Raw genomic sequence first — 20,602 nt, 5'->3', positions numbered from 1 at the left:
AACGACAAAGAAAAAAGCGAAAGGTAGTCAAATGAGGAAAGAATGCAATGAGTAAGTTACATCTCCAAAACATCGTAGATGATATTTCTTTTGAAAACTTGCCGGTAAAGTGGCAAGGATTTGATTTTGTGCGGTTTTCAAAAGATAAAGCGCTCTTTGATTTTCAGCAAAATGCGTTAAAAAACGCCCTAAAAGCCTTGCATTTATTTTTTAAGGACAGGAATGCTGATAAAAAGGAGTTGTTTGATCATTACAAGCTTAATGGTTTGGAAGAAGATTTTGATTACGACTTAAAGAAAAAGCAGGATAGTAAAACTGCAAAATATCTTTTGGAATATCCTGAAGATTATCCGATAATTAAGAATAAGATATCATATGCCTACTTTATCAACAGAATGAGTTTCTGGATGGCGACAGGTTCGGGCAAAACGCTGATTATAGTGAAATTGATTGAACTTTTGGGCAAACTGATTGCCGAAAAAGAATTGCCGACGCGGGATATTCTCTTTTTAACGCACCGTGATGACCTTTTGGACCAATTTAAAAGTCATGTTGATGAGTTTAACAATTTTAACTTTGAAACGAAGATAAATCTTAAAAGTTTGCGAGATTATGAGAGTGTAAAACGCGAAAACGCTTTACCGTTTGGGAAAAACGAAATTACTGTTTTCTATTATCGTTCTGATTTGATCTCTGACGAACATAAGGAAAAAATTGTCAATTTCAAAAATTATGACAATAGCGGTAAATGGTATATTCTTCTGGACGAAGCTCATAAAGGAGACAAAGAAGATAGCAAACGGCAGATCTTATATTCTATCCTCTCAAGGAACGGATTCTTATTTAATTTTTCAGCTACATTTACCGATCCAAGGGACTTTGCGACCTGTGCGTTTAATTTTAATCTTTCAAGGTTCGTTGAAGAAGGGTATGGTAAGCATATTTATGTGTCTCAATCAAATATTAGTGCATTTAAAAGTAAAGATGATTTTTCCCTAATTGAGAAGCAAAAAATCGTTTTAAAAACTCTTTTGCTATTAACTTATATCTATAAGTATTTTGAAGAAATAAGGAAAGTTGATAACTCATTGTATCATTGCCCGCTACTTTTGACGCTGGTTAATTCTGTGAATGTGGAAGAAGCTGATCTAGAATTATTTTTCAGGGAACTGGAAAGAGTTGCGAGAAACGAAATTAGAGCCGATTTACTTAAAATAGCAAAAGAGGAACTTGTCCAAGAATTTCGCGACAACACTAAATTTGTATTTGAGGAGTTGGAGTGCACTATCAACGCTGACTTGGCTTCAAAATTGGATTACGAGGATATTTTGAAATATGCTTTGAACGCTAAAACTCCGGGTAGTATTGAAGTTTTGAAAATTCCAGGCAACAGAAATGAATTGATTTTTAAACTTAGGACAGCCGAAAAGCCGTTTGCGTTAATTAAAATCGGCGATATCTCCGGCTGGCTAAAGGACAAACTTGAAGGATATGAAATAAACGAAAGTTTTGAGAACGAAAGTTATTTCAGGCGAATAAATCGCGATGATTCCGATATAAACATTTTAATGGGCTCCCGCTCTTTTTACGAGGGCTGGGATTCTAATAGACCCAATCTACTTCTATTTGTTAACATCGGAGTTGGAAGCGATGCTAAAAAATTCGTTTTGCAATCAGTGGGCAGGGGCGTAAGAATAGAACCGCAGAAAAACAAAAGAAAAAGACTCCAAAATTTGTACAATGCAAATGAAGTAGACAGGCAATTATTTGAGAAAGCCAAAAATCTGATTTTGCCGATTGAAAGCTTGTTTGTTTTCGGGACTAACGCTGAAAACTTGAAGGAAATAATTGCAACATTGAAGGCAGAAAAACAGGACAAGAGTTTGGGCGAAGCGTTTATTTTAAATCCCGAAGCGCAAAAACATCTTCTTTTGGTGCCGGTTTACAAAAACTCTGAAAGGATTTTTGCCGAAGAAAAAGACCCGCAAAAATACTCTATCAGCCGCGAAGATTTTGATATAACCTCGAAGTTTTATGGATTTTTAGGTGATAAAATCGCTTTAGCCAAATATGACTGTGAAGTGAAGGTTTTAAAAAAGGCGAATGAAAGTTTTGCAAAAAAGGAACGATATTATGACTTTAACGAAAAGAACTCTCTCTTTGAGCCGGAGTTAATCCTTGGCCGGATTTTTGGCTATCTCGGCGTTAAAAGCAAAGAGTTTGATAAATTTAAAGAATTGGAAAATGAAATTGTGCATTTCAGACATGTTAGATTTAGCGATGGAGAAAAATATCAAAGAATCCTAGAAGCGCTTGACAAAGTAAAAAATTATCCCCAGAAAGCGACTAAAGAGAAAGAAATTGATGAAGAGTTTGAAAGAACAAAGAATAAAGAAAAGTATAAAAAAGCAATAAAACAATTAGAATTGGATTTTCAGCCAGAAATTAAGTATGACAGATTAAAGATCAAGTATTTGGCTAATCATTACTACCTTCCGATGATAGTTTCAGAAACCGAAAAAATTGATTATCTCAACCATATTATCAATGTTGATAGCGAGGTAAGATTTATTGAGCAACTGGAAGAATATCTTGCCAAACCAAACAATATATTTGTTCAATTTGACTGGTGGATGTTTTCAAAACTTGATCAAACGCTGGATGAAGTATTGATACCTTATTACAATCCGAAAGAAAATAAAATCGCGAATTTCAAGCCGGACTTTATTTTTTGGATGCAAAAAGATAAGCGATACCTGATTTTGTTTGTTGATCCGAAAGGGACAAATTTTGCTGATTACCAACACAAAGTAGATGGGTACAGAAAGATTTTTGAAAACAAAGTTTTTTTATATAACGAATTTAATATTTCTACTAAACTACTTCTTTATACTAATGATATTGCTAAAGTGGGAGAAAATTATAAAAGATATTGGTTTGATAATTTTGACGATTTTGAAGACAAAATTAAGTTAATTTTATGATTAATATTGTTATGGCTTTGCAAATGAAAAAATAACTATCAGAGAGAAAATTCTCACTAATTTGGTGGAGGCGGTGGGAATCGAACCCACGTCCATAAAGCAATGCAAAAACCCTCTACGAGTGTAGTCCAGAGTTTTTAATCTCGCCTTCTTGACCCGCTCTGGACACGGTTCTTGAAGGCTAAGACCTGTTATTTAGAAGAAAAGTCCAGGTCAAACTTTTCTTCTTCCTCTCTAAGTTAAAATTGTATGCCGAGAGGAAGCACACAAAGTATTACATCTACTCCGAAGAGTAGATTAAGCTGCTAAAGCTAAACTGTTGTTGTTGGCAGTTATTTTTTTGGCGCTTTTTTACGAGGCCAACGCCACCTCGACTCGCAAGTTTTTGCATAAAACTCCATGTCGAAACCTGTCGCCCCCATAACTATATTATACTATATAGATCAAAATATGTACGTGCTAAGTTTACTTAATAGTTAATGATATCTCGAAAAGTACGATCAAAGTTTAGAGTTAAAAAATATGTGTTTGTATTATGATATATTATATTTAGCGCTATTTCTAATTCTAGAGAGGAGCAGAAATAAAAAAAGTGGTCGAAGAAAATAATATTGATATGTTTGAAAAATTTAAGAAATGGGCAGTGGTAGGAGCAAGTCCTAAAAAAGAAAAATATGGTTATAAAGTTTTCAAAACTCTTGTGGGAAGAGGTTTTACAGTATATCCAGTACATGTAGCAGCTAAAGAAATCGATGGATTTAAGGTATATCCCAATATATCTTCTTTACCAGAAATACCAGAAGCAATTGTATTAATAATCCCCCCAGATAAAACACTTCCTGTTTTAGAGGATATGGTTAAGTTAAACATCCGAAATGTTTGGTTTCAACCAGGTTCAGAATCTGATGAGGCAATAGAATTTTGTAAAAAAAATGATATAAATTTTGTTGCAAAAGCTTGCATTATGATGGATGTTTCGCCAGAGAACTTCAGGTTTGAAATCTAAGATTATTAATTTTTTAATTTTTTGTATAGATAAAATTCCAGACAGATTAAGTAATACATTTGCTTCAATCTGTGGCAGATTATTGTATTTTTTATTGCCAAGGTCAAGAGAACTGATCTTAAAAAATTTGTCTTTAGTGTTTCCTGAGTGGTCGGATAAAAAGAAAAGAGATTTAGCTGTAAAAAATTTGTCTCACTACGTGCTAAATTTAATAGAATTAGTAAAAGCAAGAAATAAGGATATTACGGAAATAATGAAAAATGTAGAAGTAATAGGTCTGGAAAACTTTTCTGAAGTGCTTAAAGAAAGAAAATCTTTTGTAGTTGCGTCAGCTCACATTGGTAACTGGGAACTTTTAGCTACAATGTCAATAGGACTTAAAATTCCTATAGCAATAGTAGTTAAAGAACAGGTAAGAGATATTATTGATAGATTGTTTTCCTTTCTGAGGCTGACAAAGGGGATAATTCTGGTTGAAAAGGAAAACTCTTTAAGAGAAGGTCTAAAAATACTTAAAACAGGCAAATTGTTTGCACTATTATCCGATCAGGATGCAGGAAAAAATGGTATTTTTATAGATTTTTTTGGGATCAAAGCTTCAACATATCCAGGAGCAGCATACTTTGCATATAGGGGGAATGTGAGCATGTTTACAGCTTTTACTTTCAGAAAAGAAAACAACGAACACTGTTTAATAATTGAACCTGAGATAAAAATCGATAGATCTTTACCAAGAGACGAATGGATTTTGCAAGCGATGACAGAGGTGGTTAGAAGAACGGAACGTATGATAAAGCTTCATCCTGAACAATGGCTTTGGTGTCAGAAAAGATTTAAAACCTTGCCTAATAAGGAGGTAAATAAAGAACTTTATGGCTAATAGACCTGTAAAAAAGAATCCTTGGCTAATTTTACCAGGTGTTGGTGTTGGCGATATAAGATTAGGAATGAATCCCATGGAAGTTAATAAAATTTTGGATACAGAACCAACAAGCAGCAAGGATTTTGAACTTGACGGTAGATTTTTTAAAATTGAAGGATTTGAACATGCTAATTTAGAAATGTATTACGAAAAAATTTCAGACAATTGGGTTTTAGATTTAATAAATGTCTATGCTTTTCCAGTTATGTTTTTGAGCAAATTTTATATTACAAAAGAGGGAATTTGTTTAGGAGATCACATCGAAAAAGCTTTAAATGTCTTCGGTATACCAACTATTTCTGATGATCATCCTGACGGTTCTACTATTGCTGAGGTTTATGCAAGGTATGACAATAAAGGTATTGCTTTCTCTACTGATGATGCACTTATAGTTCATATAGGAATTTATAGGCCAGCCAGGTAATTTAGTAGATGTTGTAAATATCATTGAATAAACTTATTTAATATAAGGATTTTAATTATATTTTAATTTTTATTGTTATAATTTAATTAATGATTATTGTGTTGGTGGGTATATAATATTAAGTATATATTTATTTTTTTGTCGCTTTTAATTTTTTTGTTTTCTTCTTTTTCTTCGATGGGGTATTCAGAGGAAAAGGAGAAAAAGTGCGTGCCCGTTTTGTTATTGGCAGATTATTATGGTCCAAAAGATATTTTTTTAAAAGAAGTTAGAAGTGCAGTTAAGGACGATAGTTTCTTTAGCAATTTAGGGGAGATAAAATTTGTAGATCCAAGGGAGGCCAAAATGCATATAGCTGTAGGGAAGAACGTTAAAGTAGATGAGTTTAGTAAAAAAGTTCTTCTTGACAGATCGCATGGTCCTTTAAATGAAAGAATTGTAAAGAATATATTAGCTAAATATAACGCGAGTAAACTTTATGTATTTTCATTTTTCGATACAAACCCAGTAAGTCCTATGGGATTAAAACCAATAAATCCTTTAAGATATGTGTATGTTGTTACAGACAGACTGAAAAGACTTTCTCAGGGATGGGTAGAGGTAGACGCATGGCTTGAGGTATACAATAAAGAGGGTAGATTAATCTATCCCGAAGGTGAAAAACAAATTCCATCTAAAAAAGATTTAGAAGGAACTATAGTTTCTTATAACGATTTATATGACGGAATAACTGGCAGGAGAGTATGGCCAATTTGGCCTGATACAAAGCCTTTTAAAATATATTTTAATTCTGATCAAAGCTCTGAGGTAAATATGTTAATAAAAGAGCTAACACCCCAATGAGGTTAAGGTATTTTGATATAATTTTTTTCTTGTTGTGTGCTATGGCTTTTTCATATAATATTGCTAGGGCTGGAGAACTCCTTACTGTTCAAAACGTTTTCTTTAAATCCTCTCAAAATAATAGTGCAGTTGTATTTGTTCAGATTCAGGGAAATCCTAAATTTAGCTATTTTAGATTGGAAGATGGAAGGATAGTTTTAAATATAGAAAACTCTAAAATTATCAGAAAAGGAGCTATTATACCTACTTCTAATACAGATGTTGTGAGTGAAATTCATTTTGCTCAGAACACACCTGATATGGTAAGGGTAGTTGTAGGAAGTAACGTTAAGGCAAAGTATAATATAACAAAAATTGATGGTGGAATACTTATAAGTGTAGGAAGTTCTACTCCGTTGATAAGCCTTGCAAAAGATATAACAAGCGAGTTACAAAATGTGGTACCTTATAATTATGCTCCAGAGAAAAATCAACTTGCAAAAACTCAGCCTTCTCAGGAAAATTTGAATGTAACGAGTAGCTCTATCAGTACATTAAATGCTAAAAATTCAAAGATTATAGTAATTGATCCGGGTCATGGAGGATCTGATCCTGGATGTGTGGCAAATGGTGTTCAAGAAAAGGTAGCAACGTTAGGAGTTGCTTTACATTTAAAGCCCATACTTGAAAAAATGGGTTTTAAGGTTATAATGACTAGAGAAACTGACACAGATGTATGGGGTAAACCAAATATGCCGGGTTTTGACGCTGATGAATCTGAGCTTCAAGCAAGGGTGAATATAGCAAATGAAAATAGGGCAGCTCTTTTTTTGAGCATTCATTTTAATGCCTGTGCTGATCCGTCGATACATGGGACTCAGGTTTATTACTATACTCCACAGAGTTATAGGTACGCAAGTATAATGATTAACGATATTTCGAAGGTTAATCCTGTTTATACCGATAGACCAATTAGAAGGCCATTTTGGGTAATAAAATATACTACAATGCCATCGATTTTGATCGAAACTGATTTTATTACTAATCCTACAGTGGCTGCACAAGTCTATGATGCAGCATATCAAGAAAAAATAGCACAGGCTATTGCACAAGGAATTTATGATTCTTATAAGGAGATATATCAATGAGGAAACTTTTAGTTTTAATTCTTATAATTGGTTTGTTCTTTTTAGGCGGTTGTAATGAGAATCAAAATAATAGTAATCAACAAGGCGTGAATAATGCCAAACCTAATACTTCTCAACAATCTGTATCTCCTGTCAATCACAATCAAAGATATGAAGCTATGATATACTGGGAGCAGGAAGGCAAAATTGTTCCTGTAAGAAAACAGGTTGGTACAATTTCTGAATTAATTGATTCTCTTTTCAGAGGTCCTTCAGAAGAGGAGAGAAAAAGTGGATACTTTTCTGAATTGCCAAAGGTGACTCCTAATAAGGTAATTTTAGAAGGAGATAAGGTTTTGCTTGACTTGCCTGCTTCTTTTTACGAAGCAAGGGGTTCTTTTAGGGTTAGTAATATTCTTAAGCAAATTGTATATACTTGTGAGAGTTTTCCTGGGGTAAAGAAAGTTGTTTTTTTGAAGGATGGCAATCCCATTTCAGTATTCCCAGGCGAAGGCTTTGTACTGGCTCCATACGTAGACAAGAATTCCATTAGAGGCCAAGACAAACAATAGCTACTAATAACCTTTGATATTTGTAAATTTATTTCTTCCTAAGTAAGTATTTTTGGGAGAATCTAAATGCAGCCAGGTTTTATTTTTAACTTTTTGGTTTTAGAATTAACTATCTCTTACTAAAGCTTTGCTTATCCTTTTGAAATTTTGATGTTAAAATTTACTTTATGAACAACCTATTTTCTAATTTTTTGTTTTTTATTTTAATAATAATATGGTCTTATACAGCAATTGTTACTAAGGTTGCGCTTTTATACATTGATCCCTTTGAACTCTCTTTGTTAAGAACTCTTATTGGGGCTATGTTTTTATTTGTAATTGTGCTTTCTTTGAAAAAATTAACAATACCTAAGAATATATGGTTAGTCATTATCCTTGGTTTTTTGCAAAACTCTTTGTTGATGATCTTTTATAATTTAGCGCTGGTTCAAGGTGGAGCTGGAAAAGTAGTTCTTCTTATTTATTCTATGCCATTTTGGACTATACTTTTTTCTGTGTTGTTTTTAAAAGAAAAATTCTCTATTTTACAAGAGATATCCTTTGTTTTGGCTTTATTAGGACTATTTTTTATTTTGAAACCATGGGCCTCACATTCTGATTTTTTTAGTTATATTGCTGCTTTATTAGGGGGATTATCATGGGCTGCAGCAAACATTGTTGCAGTTTTTATATGGAGAAGTAAAGAAAAGATAGATGGTATTAATCTTTCTTTCTGGCAGATGTTATTCGGTTTTTTAGGTGTTTTTCTTTTTTCTTTTTTTGTTAAAATATCAAAACCAATTGAAGTTAACTTAACTCTCGTTCTTGCTTTATTTTTTATTGGAGTTCTTGCAACTGGTTTTGCCTGGTTTTTGTGGCTATATCTTCTAAAAAATATTTCTCCTTCAGTATTAGGATTGACTTCTTTACTTGTTCCAATTTTTTCAATCATTGAGGCGTGGTATCATCTTGGGGAAGCTCCTGGAGAAAATGAAATTATAGGGATATTCCTTATATTAACAGCATTAGCGTTAATTTATTTAAATAATTTAATAAAACTTAAAAGGACAAAAATTTAATTGTATGCTATTTAAAAAAGATTTCAATAAAGATATTAGAAATATTTTATAAGAACAAAGATAAATTTTGATTTGTTAATTATGCTATAATTTTTTTATTTAAAAATAAAAAAAGGAGATTATAGTATGCCTGATTTTGGTACGCCATTTGCTGGACTTGCTAATAAAAACAAGATTACAAATGAGGAACTTATAAGAGCGATACGTTTTATGGTAGCTGCAGAATACGAGGCAATACAATTATATATGCAACTAGCTGAATCCACAGATAATAAGTTAGCTAAAGATGTTTTAATAGACATAGCTAATGAAGAAAGAGTGCATGCTGGAGAATTTCTAAGACTTTTGAAAGAATTGTCTCCAGATGAGGAAAAATATTATGAAGAGGGGGCAAAAGAAGTAGAGGAGATGATAGAAAAAAATAAATAGACTTAAGTATAATGAAATTTTAACAGGGTCATATCTAAAATTCTATAAAGAAGATTTTGATAGATTTTTTTGAATGCGTTTTAAAGGGAAGAGGGGTATTATTTTTTTTCTTTAAAATTAAATAAGAGTTTTTTTTATGTTTGTATTTCTTTTTCTTTTATAAAACAATTCGATTTGTTGACACTAATCTAATTTTAATTATAATTTAATCTAATTCAAATCTTTTTAAATAAATGTTCTAATTTTTTAAAAGGGAGGTGAATTTTTAGCTTAGCTTAGTTTTTCAGTTTTCATGTGAGGAGGAGATGAGTTGAGAAAATTTTCATTGTTTTTTGCTCTATTATTCTTTTTTTTGTTAACTTCATCTGCATTTGCAGGGCCATTCTCAGACGTGCCTGCTAATTCTTGGGCATATAAGGCAGTGCAAGGCTTAGCAGCAAAGGGATTGGTCATTGGTTATGGCGATGGAACATTCAGAGGTGAGAGAACAGCCACCCGTTATGAGATGGCAATGGTAGTTGCAAGAATGCTCGACATGTATGAAAAAGGCCAGAACGCACAGGATCAAAAGATAGAGCTTAATTCTAACGACATCGCAACGCTTATGAAGTTAGCCCAAGAGTTTAAGTCAGAACTTGCATCTTTAAACGTCAGAGTTGCAGCACTTGAGAAGAAAGCAGCTCTTGACACAGTAAACTTTACTGGTGATGCAAGATTTAGGCTTGCCTATCGAAAACAAACTTTCTATGCACTTGGTGAGCCATATAAGGTTGCTTCTTTAGGGTATACGACTCAAAATTTGCCAGGCACCACAATTAACGGATCTTACGTGCTACCTGTTGTAAACGGTCTATATCCAAGTGGTGCACAAACTACAAAGCCCTTAGATAAAGAAGATACATTTATGCGCTACTATATAAGGCTAAACGTTAATGCACCAGTTGCAGACAATATAACGTATACCGGCAGGCTCACAATGGAGAAGAACGCAGGTGTAAATGGAACAGGCGATCTCTCAAGTCCCTTTGGAAATCCAAAGACTGGAGCTATTACTTCAGGATACAATGACAACGACAATAGGTTATTTGTAGAAAGGTCATTTATTACATGGAATTTAAATCCATATCCGGTAACCCTTTTGCTTGGAAGGTTGCCTACTATGGTTGACGGTCAATACTTCAATAAATTCTTTCTTGATTCAGAGACTGAAGGTGCAATAGTAAGGTTTGACCTGAATAATTTCTTACCACAGTCCAATCTTTCACTTGCATGGGTGAAGTTTTTTGATGATGGCTTGATAACAGCGAGCAATGAGACGTATGGCTTAAAGGATAGAGACGCCTATATTGCAAGCTTTAAGTCAAAGATTTTTAATGCTATAGGTTTGGAAGCTGATTATGGCACAATGCCTAAGTTTACCTATTTTTCTAACAATGTAACGTCTATTTCGGCTTCCAATCCTCAGTATGGAAAGTATAATTGGTGGACAATCCAATCTGATTTCAACTTTTACGGAATTAATTTCTGGGCTGGCTACGAGGGCACAAGCGTAGATATGCCTGCTGGAATTGCTGGTTCTTCAGCAAATTATACTTATTCTGGGATGAATTCTGTAAATGGCGGTGCTTGGAGAATTGGAGCATTGTATAAACTTCCTGTTGGTTATTTGTGGGGTGATTTTTATTTCGGAAACAACAAATGGTATAATCCTGTAGCATTTTTCTACTCTAGCTCTGATACCTCCTGGAAGGATTTCTATCAGGTATGGTATATACTGCCTATAGCAAAGAATACTACTTTGAAATTTAACTATGAATACTGGAAAGGTAAAAAGCCTTATGCTACTGATGTAACAAACCAGGTATATTATACTTTTAACCCAATGCAGCTTGATACCGATCAAAGATATTACATTCAGATGGACGTAAGCTTCTAAAAAAATATGGGCGCAAGAAATTGCGCCCATTAATTGCGCACCGTTGACTTATTGTTAAGCTTATTATTTAATTTTATCTTCCAATATGCCTCCCCATTCTACAAGGGTAAAGCCATTTCTTGTGGGCTTTTCTAAAACAGGTGTTTTTATATCAATTGGGTTATTAATAGGGCTGAAGTATAATATTACTCTTATTACAGTATCTGGAGAAGGGGTGACTTCTAACTTTAGATTTTTTTCAATGAATTCCTTTGATACAGGACTTATCAGATAATAGTTAGCTCTTTTTAACTCTTTGAGCCAGTATTCTTTGAATTGTGCTGTCTCTTTCTTGTTCAATCCTAATACTGGAAGGAATTTGTCAAAAAACAGACTAAGGTCATTGTAATTTACAACCCAACCCTCAGTTGGCGTGAAGCCTTCATTTAAAGTAGCTTCATAAAATAGATAATCATACTTTTTATCTATTTTGCCATTCTTCGTTACATTTACCGTCCATTTTCCATTATAGTCAGGAATAGTCTTTGTAATTTTGCCATTTGGATCTATTGATACGCTAATTGTGCTATCTGCAGTAGGATAGAGATATATTGCAGGTTTTTTAACAATTGTGTGATTGATTGGTCTCCAGCTATCTGATTTAATATTTTCTATCTTTTCAAGATCTGTAATTAACTTGCCATCACTGACGTATTTCTCACTTAGGCCATTGGTAAGAAAATCCTTTAGATCATCCTTAGTGTTAAATATACATTCGAAACTGTCTCCTACCAATGATGAAAGGTCTTTACCCCTTAAATCTGGATATTGTTCTAATAGTGTTTTGAAAATAGAGTTTTCTGGAGTTGCTTTAAAGCCTCTAAATAGAGTCAATTTTCCTGTTACATAATACTTTGCATTTTCAGGAATCTGGTGACCCAAGAACCATGGCTTGGAGTTTTCATTTTCGTTGTATGTTTCAACGCTTAATTCGCTTTCTTCTATAGTTAAGCCATATTCTGTTTCAGATTTTGTAAACTTTACGTAATCTGAGCTGTCAAGAGAGCTTAAAACACAATTTATGTCGTTTTCTGGACATGTAGTACTTGCATACGATACCCTATCAAGGGATTCAAGAAGAGTAAAAAATAATAATATAATGCTAAAAATTGAAAAAAACCTTAACAATTTCATTAAATAGCCTCCTTTATTGTGGATTTAAAATTTTTCCTAAAAATAAAATTGTTTTTGTTTTGTTGTCCATTATTGCAAATATAAATGGGCGATCAGCTATAAAGTTTTTTACTGGTATAGGATTGTAAGCTGTTGTAACAAAACCTATAGATGTGGTTGCAGCAGCTTCTGTACCAGCTTCATTTACATCTATATATGCTTGGTGGACGACGTCAGAAATATAAAGATCTTCAGATTTGGCTATGCCTGAGAAATCTGCATTAGTAGTAAAAGCTGATTTTATTCCCAAATCGGTTAGTTGTTTGGTTAAATCTGATGTGAAAATGAACTTGAATTTTGGAATCTTTATATCCAACATCTCTGGTTTTGTACTTCTTAATAAAGATCTAAATTCTTCGTCACTTAAATTTTTTATGAAATTATCTATATTTTTTTCTGGCAAAATTATTACTAAAGAAAGACTGTTTCCTTTATAATCTAACTGTAATAATTTTTTTGATTGATTTTCGTAATAAAAAAATACTCCATCTTGCTGCATAAAAGTTGTCTTTACTGGTTTGTCAGATGTAACATAAAAATTTAGATCTGAATCTTCTTTGGGATTAAACGCCTTCTCCCAATTGCCTTTAAAGTATATTGCATTGGTTAAAATCATACGAGTATTGCTATTTATACTGCCTGGACTTAACAAATTTTTTATAAGGCCATTTGTGTTTTGTTCTATCCACGAGTTAATAGTGTCCGAGCTATCCTTAGGATTTTGTTGGAAGTCTAAATTTTCAATGTGAGAATCAAATAAGTTAGTGGCACTGTTCAAAAAATCTTCTTCTGGTTGAAAGCCGCTGTCAAGCCATATGGCATTTGCAATATTAAACTTGTTTGATCCAATTGAAGCGCTATCTATTATATCCTTGTAAGACTGGTGAAACTGTTCAAGAGACAAATTGTTATTTAGAACTTTGTCAAACTCTTCTCTTGTAATACCACCTGCCCCTAAAGATGCAATAGAAAGAGCCGTATATATGCTAAAAGGCGAGAAGACTATATTTTTATCTGAATTTAATTCCCTAAGCATATTAAAAGCAAAGGTGTTGTTGCTTTCAGCAAGGCTTGAGAGCTCGTTTACAGCATAAGCGCTTGATTGAACTGATATAAGAAACAAAAAAGCTAACAAAAAACTCAAAAACTTCAAAGTATATCACCCCTTTTATTTTATTTTAAAATTAGTATATCACAATTATAAAAGATTAAATTTTAGGATTTAAAATATTTTAATGTTTAAGAAAATTTTAATAAAGGCGTTTAAATTATATTTAAAATTTTAGTATTATGCTATATATTGTATATTTTTACTAAATTACAGAATAAAAATTATCCATCAAATCAAAATAAAATCCCTTTTTTAGAACATTGCCTTTATTTGTCAAAATTTTTACCACTTCCATTGCCTGAATTGATGCGGCTATTGCGACGGTAGGTGAAATTACTCCCATATGTTCTTCTGTACCTTTATTTTTCTTAAAGTCAATTATTTTGTCCTCTGGGAAGAAAACCTTTACCTCTCCAGAAGTCATTGATACTGCTGCATGGACTACGGGTATACCAAGGCTTTTGGCAACTCTGAATAACAGTGACCTGGAATTGTTATTATCGAGTGCATCTACTGCCACATTTGAACCTTTTAATATTTTATCTGCAGTGTCTTCATTGAATTCAGTCTCAAATGAGTCTATTATAATTTTTTTGTTTATATTCTTTGCCTTGATTTTGGCTATTTCTACCTTTGGTTTGCCAAGAGAGTTGTTATCTGAGAGTATTTGTCTATTTAAGTTTGACTCCTCAAAAATGTCCTTGTCTACAATTTTTATATGACCCACTCCTAATCTGACAAGGTGTTCAAGTACAAAGCCCCCAAGGCCACCCATTCCAACAATGGACACGGTAGAGTGAAAAAGTTTTATCTGATTCTCTTTTCCTAATGTCATTACATTTTTTTCAAATTGTTTTGAGATCACTATATACTCCTAAAATTTAAATATTTATACCATATATGTTATATTTAAAATTGCTTTTAATCAATTTTATTAAGGGTGATAGTTTGAAATTTGATAGAGTATTTTTTTCTTTATTAATTCCATATATTCTTTTATTTATTTTTGGGAATTTATTTAAATTTGAACTTTTTTTACTCATAATGCCAATCTTTCTTGGTGCTCTTGTAGGATACGTTACTAACGTTGTTGCTGTATGGATGATATTTAATCCAAAAAAAAAGAGATTTGGTTATCAGGGAATAGTACCAAAATCAAAATTTGAAATAAGTGAAAGACTTTCAAATGTAGTTGAAAAGGAATTAATAAATCACAATTCCATTTTAAACATGCTTGAAAATAAATCTGAAAGGATAAAAAAATCTCTGGTAGATTTTCTTTATTCTTTATTAAATAATGATTTTGGAACTGCAAAAGAATGTTTTAAAGATAAATCTTCAAGATTTAGATCTATGATTGTAAGATTATATGATAAAAATTTAAACAATATAGTGCTTTTTATAGACTCTATTGTTTTAAAGATATTATCTAATCCATTAAATAAGCTTGTTGATTTAGAAAAAATAAGATCTGAAATAATAACTTTGCGAGATGAAATAAAAGAAAAATTTGACAACCTTTTAGTTGAAAAAACTTTAGCTGACGTATTCGGAAATGAAAATCTTGACCTGGTTTTCAAAAAGATCAAGCAATATCTGCAAAATGATTTTCAAGAAGTACTTTATTCTAAACTATCAGAAAAGCGTTTAAACGAGATAATACCCAGTTCAAGTCTAATAGTAAACTTTATTATTAGCTGGCTGCATACGAAGTTAAGCGATGATGAATTTGTTGAAAAGGTAGCATCTTTTATTGAAGAAGAAATTAGGGCTTCAAAAAAAGGTATTGTTGAAGAGGCTTTGTTTTTCTATGCAAATGCTTTTGCACCAAATTATATTTCTGATAAGATTAAAAAAATTATTGTTACATTAAGAGATGAAATAACTTCAAATGAAGTTATTGTTGAAGGCATAAAATCAAGTGTAAATGATCTAATGAACAAAAAGGTAAATGAAATTATAACAGCTAATAACTTTTTCATTTTTTATGAAAAAGTATTCATTTTTTTTGAACCGAATATTGATGACTTAAGGCTTAAAATATATAAACTAAAAATTTTAGAATGTTTTAATTATAGTGTGTTTGAAAAAGTTTTATTTAGTTTGCTAAATTATCTTGATGAAAACAAAGAAAAAATTTATTTTAAAAATTTATATCTTTCTAAAAGAGAAAGTTTTAAAACCTGGCTTTACGAGATTTTAAGTTCTGATAAAGCGAATAAAAAAGTTCATGTAATTGTTGAATACATCCTTTCGAAGAAAATTGGGAATATCGTTCTCTTTTTTGAGAATATGGGATTAGATGTTGAACTAATTTTAAAGGATGTAATTAACAGGTTGTATGTATATATTAAGGATTGGATATCTCTTTTGATATCCCATGTAGATGTAAAATTGATAGTGAAAGAAAAAATAGATAGTTTTTCAGTAGATGAAATGGAAAACCTTGTTTTTGGTATAATGGACAGGGAATTTAGGATAATAGAACTCTTGGGGGTTCCTATAGGAGCACTGTTGGGAATTGTCCAGGTAGTTGCGAGCCTTTTTAAATGATTATTGATATCTTTCTTCGAGCCATGGATTGCCTCTCATGTGATACCCTCTTTCTTCCCAAAATCCTGGGATATCTTGTTCGACTAATTCTATTGATTCCACGTATTTAGCACTTTTCCAGGCATACAGCTTTGGTATTACGATTCTCAATGGATAACCATTTGATCTCGGGATAGCCATAGAATTCATTTTCCAAGCGATTATAGAGTCTTCTTCAAAAAGATAACTTAAGGGAAAATTCGTGGTGTAGCCTTCACGGCAGTGTACTATAACGTATTTTGCGTTCTCTTTTGGCCTGCATGTCTTTATGAGTTCTTTTGTTTGTACTCCTTCCCATAATATATTTTTTACGCTCCATGTGGTAACGCAGTGAAAATCGGCAATTAGTTCTATAGGTTCGAGTTTTTTTATTTCATCAAAACTCATTATCAATTCACTTTCTACAAAACCAAATATTCTAAATCTAAAGGAGGGCAGATCTACTTCTGGGACCTTTTTTATGTCATACACGATCGGTTTTTCAATCCATCTTTGACCTGGAGGAAGTCTATCTTGTCTATTTATGTCTGAACTTATAATTTTTTTCATAATTATCTCCAATTCAGTATAAATTTAATGTAATTTAATATTATGATTATTTTAATATATTAATTAATACTAAAAATTGGTCTGAAAATAAAAAATTCTTATTTAATTTCAATTGTAAATTGAGTCGAAAAGATTGATAATAGTTATATAAAATTTTTTATTAACAAATAATAATTTTTAGTTTATAATATTTTTTGTATTTTAAATCTAAGGAGGGATGAAAATGCCAACTTATGTTTATAAGTGCAAGAGTTGTGGAAATAAATTTGAACTAAATCGACCGATCAATGATGAATCGGAGGTGTTATGCCCTGAGTGTGGCAGTCCTTCCGAAAAGATTTTTGTGCCTGTACCTATAGTGTTTAAGGGTTCTGGTTTTTATGTGACAGATTCAGCTAATTCTAAAAAGAGTATAAATAAACCTTCCTCCAATGGTGAGGGATCTCTCTCAATAGAAGGCACAAAGTGTCCTGCAGCAAAAAATAAGTAACATAGAAATTCTTCGGGGCGTAGCGCAGTGGGAGCGCGCCTGCTTCGGGAGTAGGAGGTCGGAGGTTCAAATCCTCTCGCCCCGACCAGAGGATATAAAAGTTTTGAATTAACATATTTTTGGGAATTTTAAAGGGAGATAGTTGAACTGATATTTAAAGTTTTTTTTAACGTTCTTGTTTTTGTAGGTTTTATTTTAAATGTTGAGGGGTTTTATTTGATTTTGAAATGGGTATTTTATGTCTAATTTAAAAGTAGTTTTTTGTGATAATGTTCTCAAAAATCCTTTTATAGCACCTTCTGGAGTATTTGGTCTGGGGTATGATGTAAGTTATGATTATGAACTTAATAAATTTGGTGCTTTTACTTTAAAAACCGCTACTACAAAAAAAAGAGAGGGAAATATACCGCCAAGAATAATAGAAACTCCTGCAGGGATGCTAAATTCTATTGGACTTCAAAATCCTGGTATAGATGAATATTTAAAACTTTTTCCTACTATAAAAAGATTTTTTTCAGATTGTCCACTGATATTTAGTATATCTGGCGAAACAGTTGATGACTTTGAGTATCTAGCAGATAAAGTAACTGAAATCGAAAGTGATGTTATTGCTCTAGAATTAAACCTTTCCTGTCCAAATTTAAGAGATGCCGGTATTACTTTTTCCTCCAATGTAAAGGATTCAATTAAGGTCTGCAAAAGGGTAAGAAAAGTATGGAAAAGGGTTTTGATCGCAAAATTGTCTCCACTTTCTAATTTTAAGGAAATGGGAATTTCGTTAGAGGGTGAGGGTGTAGATATCTTTTGTGCAATTAATACTTTGCCAGGAATGAGAATTGATATAAATAGAAAAAAACCATCTTTAGGCAATATACACGGTGGTTTATCGGGTCCAGCACTTTTACCTATTTCTCTCAAATGTGTATGGGATTTGAGAAAGGCTTCTAAGTTACCTATTATAGGCGTTGGTGGAGTATATTCTGTTGAATCTGCTATAGAAATGTTTATGGCTGGAGCAAATTATATAGGAATTGGTTCAAGCTATTATAACAATCCAGATTTGTTGGATGAGATTTCTATTGGGATTAAAAGGTTTTTATCAGAAAATAACCTGAAGGGAGTAGAAGATCTTGTTTCTCTTGCTCATAAAACTAATTAGACAAAAAAAGTTATTGAGAAATTTTGAACAACAAGGGGGAAGTGGTAAGTTTTGAGGGTTGTTGCACAAAGAGTGTTAAGTGCAAGCGTTAGTGTAAGCGAAAAAAATTTATATTCCTCGATAAGCAGAGGTCTAACTTTGTTAGTAAATTTTGAAAAGGATGATAAAGAGGAAGAAGTTTCACTTTTTTGTGAAAAAATATGTAAATTAAGGCTTTTTCAATCTGAGAAGATGCCTTTGGATCTTTCTCTTCTTGACATAAAGGGTGAGCTTTTGATTGTGCCACAATTTACGTTGCTTGCTAATACTTCAAAGGGTTTAAGGCCTAGTTTTGAAAGATCTGAGAACCCAAACAGGGCAAATGAACTTTTTGAATACATGTTTAACGTTTTAAAAGAAAAAGTTGTTGTAAGGAAAGGATTTTTCGGTGAGCACATGAAGGTATCTCTTGTAAATGATGGTCCTGTAACAATTATTTTTGATACAAAAATGAATTTATGAAATTACTTCTTGCTACTAATAATAAAAACAAAATAAGAGAAATTGTGAACGTTTTATCCAAATATAGCTTGAACTTTATACTACCTTCAGAAATAAATTGTTTTATTGAACCGGAAGAAACGGGTTCTACGTTTTGTGAAAATGCTTTGATAAAAGCCAGAGCGTTTTATGAGGCTACTAATATTGCTTCATTGGCTGACGATTCTGGTCTTGAAGTTGATGCGTTAGACAAAAAGCCAGGCGTTTTATCATCAAGGTTTTTTGGCGATGTAACAGATTTGGAAAAGTGCATGGGCATATTAAAACTTCTTGGGGATTTGCCTTTTGAAAAGAGAACTGCGAGATTTAAAGCTTGTTTTGTTCTTTACGAAAAAAAGGTTATTTGTCAGGTACAGGGAGTTTGTGAAGGCCATATAGGGTTCGAACCAAAGGGTGAAAATGGCTTTGGATATGATCCGATCTTTATCCCTTTAGGATACAAGAAAAGTATGGCTGAACTCTCGCTTGAAGAAAAAGAAAAGATAAGTCATAGAGGCAACGCGCTTAGAGATTTAAGTGAAAACTTAAAACAAATTTTAAGAAAGTAGGAAGGTGAAACGATGCAGAATTTGAAATCGACACCGCTTGAGGCTGAGCACATTAAGCTAAAAGCGAAAATGGTACCTTTTGGTGGTTGGAATATGCCAATTCAATATGAAAGTATAATCGAAGAGCACATGCAATGCAGAAAAAGCGTTGCACTTTTTGATACCTGCCATATGGGTGAATTTTACTTTAAGGGTGATTTGGTAAATACAAATATTGAGATGGCTTTTTCGTTTAAAATTGGCACTATTAATGTAGGAAAGTGCAGATATGGCCTAATTTTGAATGAAAGAGGAGGAATTGTAGATGATTGTATTGTTTACAGATTAAGCGCTGATGAGCTTATGATGGTAGTGAATGCTGGGACAAAGGATAACGATTTTAATGTTATAAAAAGCGTTTTAAAGGGTAATTTTGTTTTTGAAGATAGGTCTGAAACTACCTCAAAGCTTGACGTTCAAGGGCCTTTTTCGAGAGATCTATTAAGAAAATATTTCCCAGGGATTATTGATGAATTAAAATATTTTTCTTTTACCAAAAGCAGTCTTATGGATCAAGAAGTGATACTCTCAAGAACTGGATATACTGGAGAACTTGGTTTTGAGATATATATGCCATCAATTATTTGTGTTGATGTTTGGAACGATTTACTTAAAGATGAAAAAATAAAGCCTGCTGGACTTGGTGCAAGAGATTTGTTAAGACTTGAAATGGGTTATCCTTTGTATGGCAATGATCTTGATGAAGACACTACACCATTAGAGGCCGATCTCTCCTATTTTGTTCACTTTGATAAAGATTTTGTGGGTAAGGAAGCTCTTTTGAAACAAAAAGAAGCTAATTTAGAAAAAATAAGAGTAGGCTTTGTTTGTGATAGTAGAAGGGCTCCTAGACACAATTACAGGATATTTAAAGATGGTATGGACATTGGATATGTTACTAGTGGAGGTTTTTCTCCATCACTAGGTAAAGGGATTGGTATGGGCTATGTTAAACCACAATATAGCAGTGAGAACACAGCTTTAGAATTGTCTCAAGATAGGGTAAAAATTAAAGCTGTTATTGAAAAGATACCGTTTTATAAAAATGGATCTCTTAGAAAATAAAATAAAATTAATACTTT

Annotated in this window: 20 protein-coding genes, 1 tRNA gene and 1 other RNA gene; 17 read left to right on the top strand and 5 right to left on the bottom strand. The window is 32.5% G+C overall.

Features of this window, described 5'->3' with window-relative positions; all coding sequences use genetic code 11:
- Positions 1-47: 47 nt before the first annotated feature.
- Positions 48-2,984 carry a DEAD/DEAH box helicase family protein gene (locus TDSAC_RS05680; RefSeq protein ID WP_108309287.1) on the top strand — a complete coding sequence of 979 codons (2,937 nt, stop codon included), beginning with the start codon at positions 48-50 and terminating at the stop codon, positions 2,982-2,984.
- Positions 2,985-3,046: 62 nt separating this feature from the next.
- Here the strand turns inward: TDSAC_RS05680 and ssrA are convergent.
- Positions 3,047-3,404: a transfer-messenger RNA gene (ssrA, locus tag TDSAC_RS05675) on the bottom strand.
- 172 nt (positions 3,405-3,576) lie between these two features.
- Between ssrA and TDSAC_RS05670 the strand changes: the two genes are divergently transcribed.
- From TDSAC_RS05670 to TDSAC_RS05630, 9 genes are all read left to right on the top strand, one after another.
- Entirely contained in the window at positions 3,577-3,990 is a 414-nt protein-coding gene (locus tag TDSAC_RS05670) for a CoA-binding protein (RefSeq protein WP_108309286.1), read from the top strand.
- Positions 3,980-4,870: a lysophospholipid acyltransferase family protein gene (locus TDSAC_RS05665; protein WP_199919723.1), complete on the top strand. Its 891-nt coding sequence runs from the start codon at positions 3,980-3,982 to the stop codon at positions 4,868-4,870. The genes TDSAC_RS05670 and TDSAC_RS05665 overlap by 11 nt, the downstream gene beginning before the upstream one ends.
- Positions 4,863-5,336: a hypothetical protein gene (locus TDSAC_RS05660; protein WP_108309284.1), complete on the top strand. Its 474-nt coding sequence runs from the start codon at positions 4,863-4,865 to the stop codon at positions 5,334-5,336. Before TDSAC_RS05665 ends, TDSAC_RS05660 begins: the two co-directional genes overlap by 8 nt.
- 210 nt (positions 5,337-5,546) lie before the next feature.
- On the top strand, positions 5,547-6,179 hold the full coding sequence (locus TDSAC_RS05655) for a hypothetical protein (protein WP_150130303.1): 633 nt from the start codon (positions 5,547-5,549) through the stop codon (positions 6,177-6,179).
- A complete protein-coding gene (locus TDSAC_RS05650; RefSeq protein WP_108309282.1) occupies positions 6,176-7,306 on the top strand; it encodes an N-acetylmuramoyl-L-alanine amidase in 1,131 nt (376 codons plus the stop codon). The genes TDSAC_RS05655 and TDSAC_RS05650 overlap by 4 nt, the downstream gene beginning before the upstream one ends.
- Positions 7,303-7,857, top strand: a complete 555-nt coding sequence (locus TDSAC_RS05645) for a GerMN domain-containing protein (protein WP_108309281.1) — start codon at positions 7,303-7,305, stop codon at positions 7,855-7,857. Before TDSAC_RS05650 ends, TDSAC_RS05645 begins: the two co-directional genes overlap by 4 nt.
- 167 nt (positions 7,858-8,024) lie before the next feature.
- On the top strand, positions 8,025-8,915 hold the full coding sequence (locus TDSAC_RS05640) for a DMT family transporter (protein WP_108309280.1): 891 nt from the start codon (positions 8,025-8,027) through the stop codon (positions 8,913-8,915).
- Positions 8,916-9,041: 126 nt separating this feature from the next.
- Positions 9,042-9,344 (top strand): ferritin family protein, encoded by a 303-nt coding sequence (locus tag TDSAC_RS05635; protein ID WP_108309279.1) that lies wholly within the window; start codon positions 9,042-9,044, stop codon positions 9,342-9,344.
- A 310-nt stretch (positions 9,345-9,654) separates the two neighbouring features.
- On the top strand, positions 9,655-11,280 hold the full coding sequence (locus tag TDSAC_RS05630; RefSeq protein WP_108309278.1) for a DUF3373 family protein: 1,626 nt from the start codon (positions 9,655-9,657) through the stop codon (positions 11,278-11,280).
- Positions 11,281-11,343: 63 nt separating this feature from the next.
- Here the strand turns inward: TDSAC_RS05630 and TDSAC_RS05625 are convergent, their stop codons facing one another.
- The 3 genes from TDSAC_RS05625 to TDSAC_RS05615 form a co-directional block, all read right to left on the bottom strand.
- Complete coding sequence (locus TDSAC_RS05625) at positions 11,344-12,453, bottom strand: hypothetical protein (RefSeq protein ID WP_108309277.1); 1,110 nt, start codon at positions 12,451-12,453, stop codon at positions 11,344-11,346.
- Between the two features lie 13 nt (positions 12,454-12,466).
- Positions 12,467-13,645, bottom strand: a complete 1,179-nt coding sequence (locus TDSAC_RS05620) for a serpin family protein (RefSeq protein WP_108309276.1) — start codon at positions 13,643-13,645, stop codon at positions 12,467-12,469.
- Positions 13,646-13,805: 160 nt separating this feature from the next.
- Positions 13,806-14,468, bottom strand: a complete 663-nt coding sequence (locus TDSAC_RS05615; RefSeq protein WP_108309275.1) for a HesA/MoeB/ThiF family protein — start codon at positions 14,466-14,468, stop codon at positions 13,806-13,808.
- Between the two features lie 83 nt (positions 14,469-14,551).
- Between TDSAC_RS05615 and TDSAC_RS05610 the strand changes: the two genes are divergently transcribed.
- Entirely contained in the window at positions 14,552-16,156 is a 1,605-nt protein-coding gene (locus tag TDSAC_RS05610) for a DUF445 family protein (RefSeq protein WP_199919722.1), read from the top strand.
- On the opposite strand, the gene TDSAC_RS05605 is transcribed toward TDSAC_RS05610, so the two are convergent.
- Positions 16,157-16,744, bottom strand: a complete 588-nt coding sequence (locus tag TDSAC_RS05605; protein WP_108309273.1) for a sulfite oxidase-like oxidoreductase — start codon at positions 16,742-16,744, stop codon at positions 16,157-16,159.
- Between the two features lie 223 nt (positions 16,745-16,967).
- Here TDSAC_RS05605 and TDSAC_RS05600 point away from each other — a divergent pair, with 223 nt between their 5' ends.
- The 6 genes from TDSAC_RS05600 to gcvT all read left to right on the top strand — a co-directional run bounded on the left by TDSAC_RS05600 (position 16,968) and on the right by gcvT (position 20,585).
- Positions 16,968-17,234, top strand: a complete 267-nt coding sequence (locus TDSAC_RS05600; protein ID WP_199919721.1) for an FmdB family zinc ribbon protein — start codon at positions 16,968-16,970, stop codon at positions 17,232-17,234.
- Positions 17,235-17,247: 13 nt separating this feature from the next.
- Positions 17,248-17,322, top strand: a tRNA-Pro gene (locus tag TDSAC_RS05595).
- A gap of 150 nt (positions 17,323-17,472) precedes the next feature.
- A complete protein-coding gene (locus TDSAC_RS05590) occupies positions 17,473-18,393 on the top strand; it encodes a dihydroorotate dehydrogenase (RefSeq protein ID WP_108309271.1) in 921 nt (306 codons plus the stop codon).
- A gap of 51 nt (positions 18,394-18,444) precedes the next feature.
- Positions 18,445-18,894: a D-aminoacyl-tRNA deacylase gene (dtd, locus tag TDSAC_RS05585; RefSeq protein WP_108309270.1), complete on the top strand. Its 450-nt coding sequence runs from the start codon at positions 18,445-18,447 to the stop codon at positions 18,892-18,894.
- Positions 18,891-19,481: an RdgB/HAM1 family non-canonical purine NTP pyrophosphatase gene (gene rdgB, locus TDSAC_RS05580; protein ID WP_108309269.1), complete on the top strand. Its 591-nt coding sequence runs from the start codon at positions 18,891-18,893 to the stop codon at positions 19,479-19,481. Before dtd ends, rdgB begins: the two co-directional genes overlap by 4 nt.
- A gap of 12 nt (positions 19,482-19,493) precedes the next feature.
- On the top strand, positions 19,494-20,585 hold the full coding sequence (gene gcvT, locus TDSAC_RS05575) for a glycine cleavage system aminomethyltransferase GcvT (RefSeq protein WP_108309268.1): 1,092 nt from the start codon (positions 19,494-19,496) through the stop codon (positions 20,583-20,585).
- Positions 20,586-20,602 lie beyond the last annotated feature (17 nt).

Source organism: Thermodesulfobium acidiphilum, assembly GCF_003057965.1.
GTDB classification, from domain to species: Bacteria; Thermodesulfobiota; Thermodesulfobiia; order Thermodesulfobiales; family Thermodesulfobiaceae; genus Thermodesulfobium; species Thermodesulfobium acidiphilum.
The sequence above is the reverse complement of the archived record's forward strand: the minus strand, read 5'-3'. Positions and strand labels throughout refer to the sequence as shown.

Bases quoted from the DNA above. Each gene is read 5' to 3' on its own strand.
- TDSAC_RS05680 (WP_108309287.1), top strand. From the start codon at position 48: ATGAGTAAGTTACATCTCCAAAACATCGTAGATGATATTTCTTTTGAA.
- TDSAC_RS05660 (WP_108309284.1), top strand. From the start codon at position 4,863: ATGGCTAATAGACCTGTAAAAAAGAATCCTTGGCTAATTTTACCAGGT.
- TDSAC_RS05650 (WP_108309282.1), top strand. From the start codon at position 6,176: ATGAGGTTAAGGTATTTTGATATAATTTTTTTCTTGTTGTGTGCTATG.
- TDSAC_RS05645 (WP_108309281.1), top strand. From the start codon at position 7,303: ATGAGGAAACTTTTAGTTTTAATTCTTATAATTGGTTTGTTCTTTTTA.
- TDSAC_RS05640 (WP_108309280.1), top strand. From the start codon at position 8,025: ATGAACAACCTATTTTCTAATTTTTTGTTTTTTATTTTAATAATAATA.
- TDSAC_RS05635 (WP_108309279.1), top strand. From the start codon at position 9,042: ATGCCTGATTTTGGTACGCCATTTGCTGGACTTGCTAATAAAAACAAG.
- TDSAC_RS05625 (WP_108309277.1), bottom strand. From the start codon at position 12,453: ATGAAATTGTTAAGGTTTTTTTCAATTTTTAGCATTATATTATTATTT.
- TDSAC_RS05605 (WP_108309273.1), bottom strand. From the start codon at position 16,744: ATGAAAAAAATTATAAGTTCAGACATAAATAGACAAGATAGACTTCCT.
- TDSAC_RS05600 (WP_199919721.1), top strand. From the start codon at position 16,968: ATGCCAACTTATGTTTATAAGTGCAAGAGTTGTGGAAATAAATTTGAA.
- TDSAC_RS05590 (WP_108309271.1), top strand. From the start codon at position 17,473: ATGTCTAATTTAAAAGTAGTTTTTTGTGATAATGTTCTCAAAAATCCT.
- rdgB (WP_108309269.1), top strand. From the start codon at position 18,891: ATGAAATTACTTCTTGCTACTAATAATAAAAACAAAATAAGAGAAATT.
- gcvT (WP_108309268.1), top strand. From the start codon at position 19,494: ATGCAGAATTTGAAATCGACACCGCTTGAGGCTGAGCACATTAAGCTA.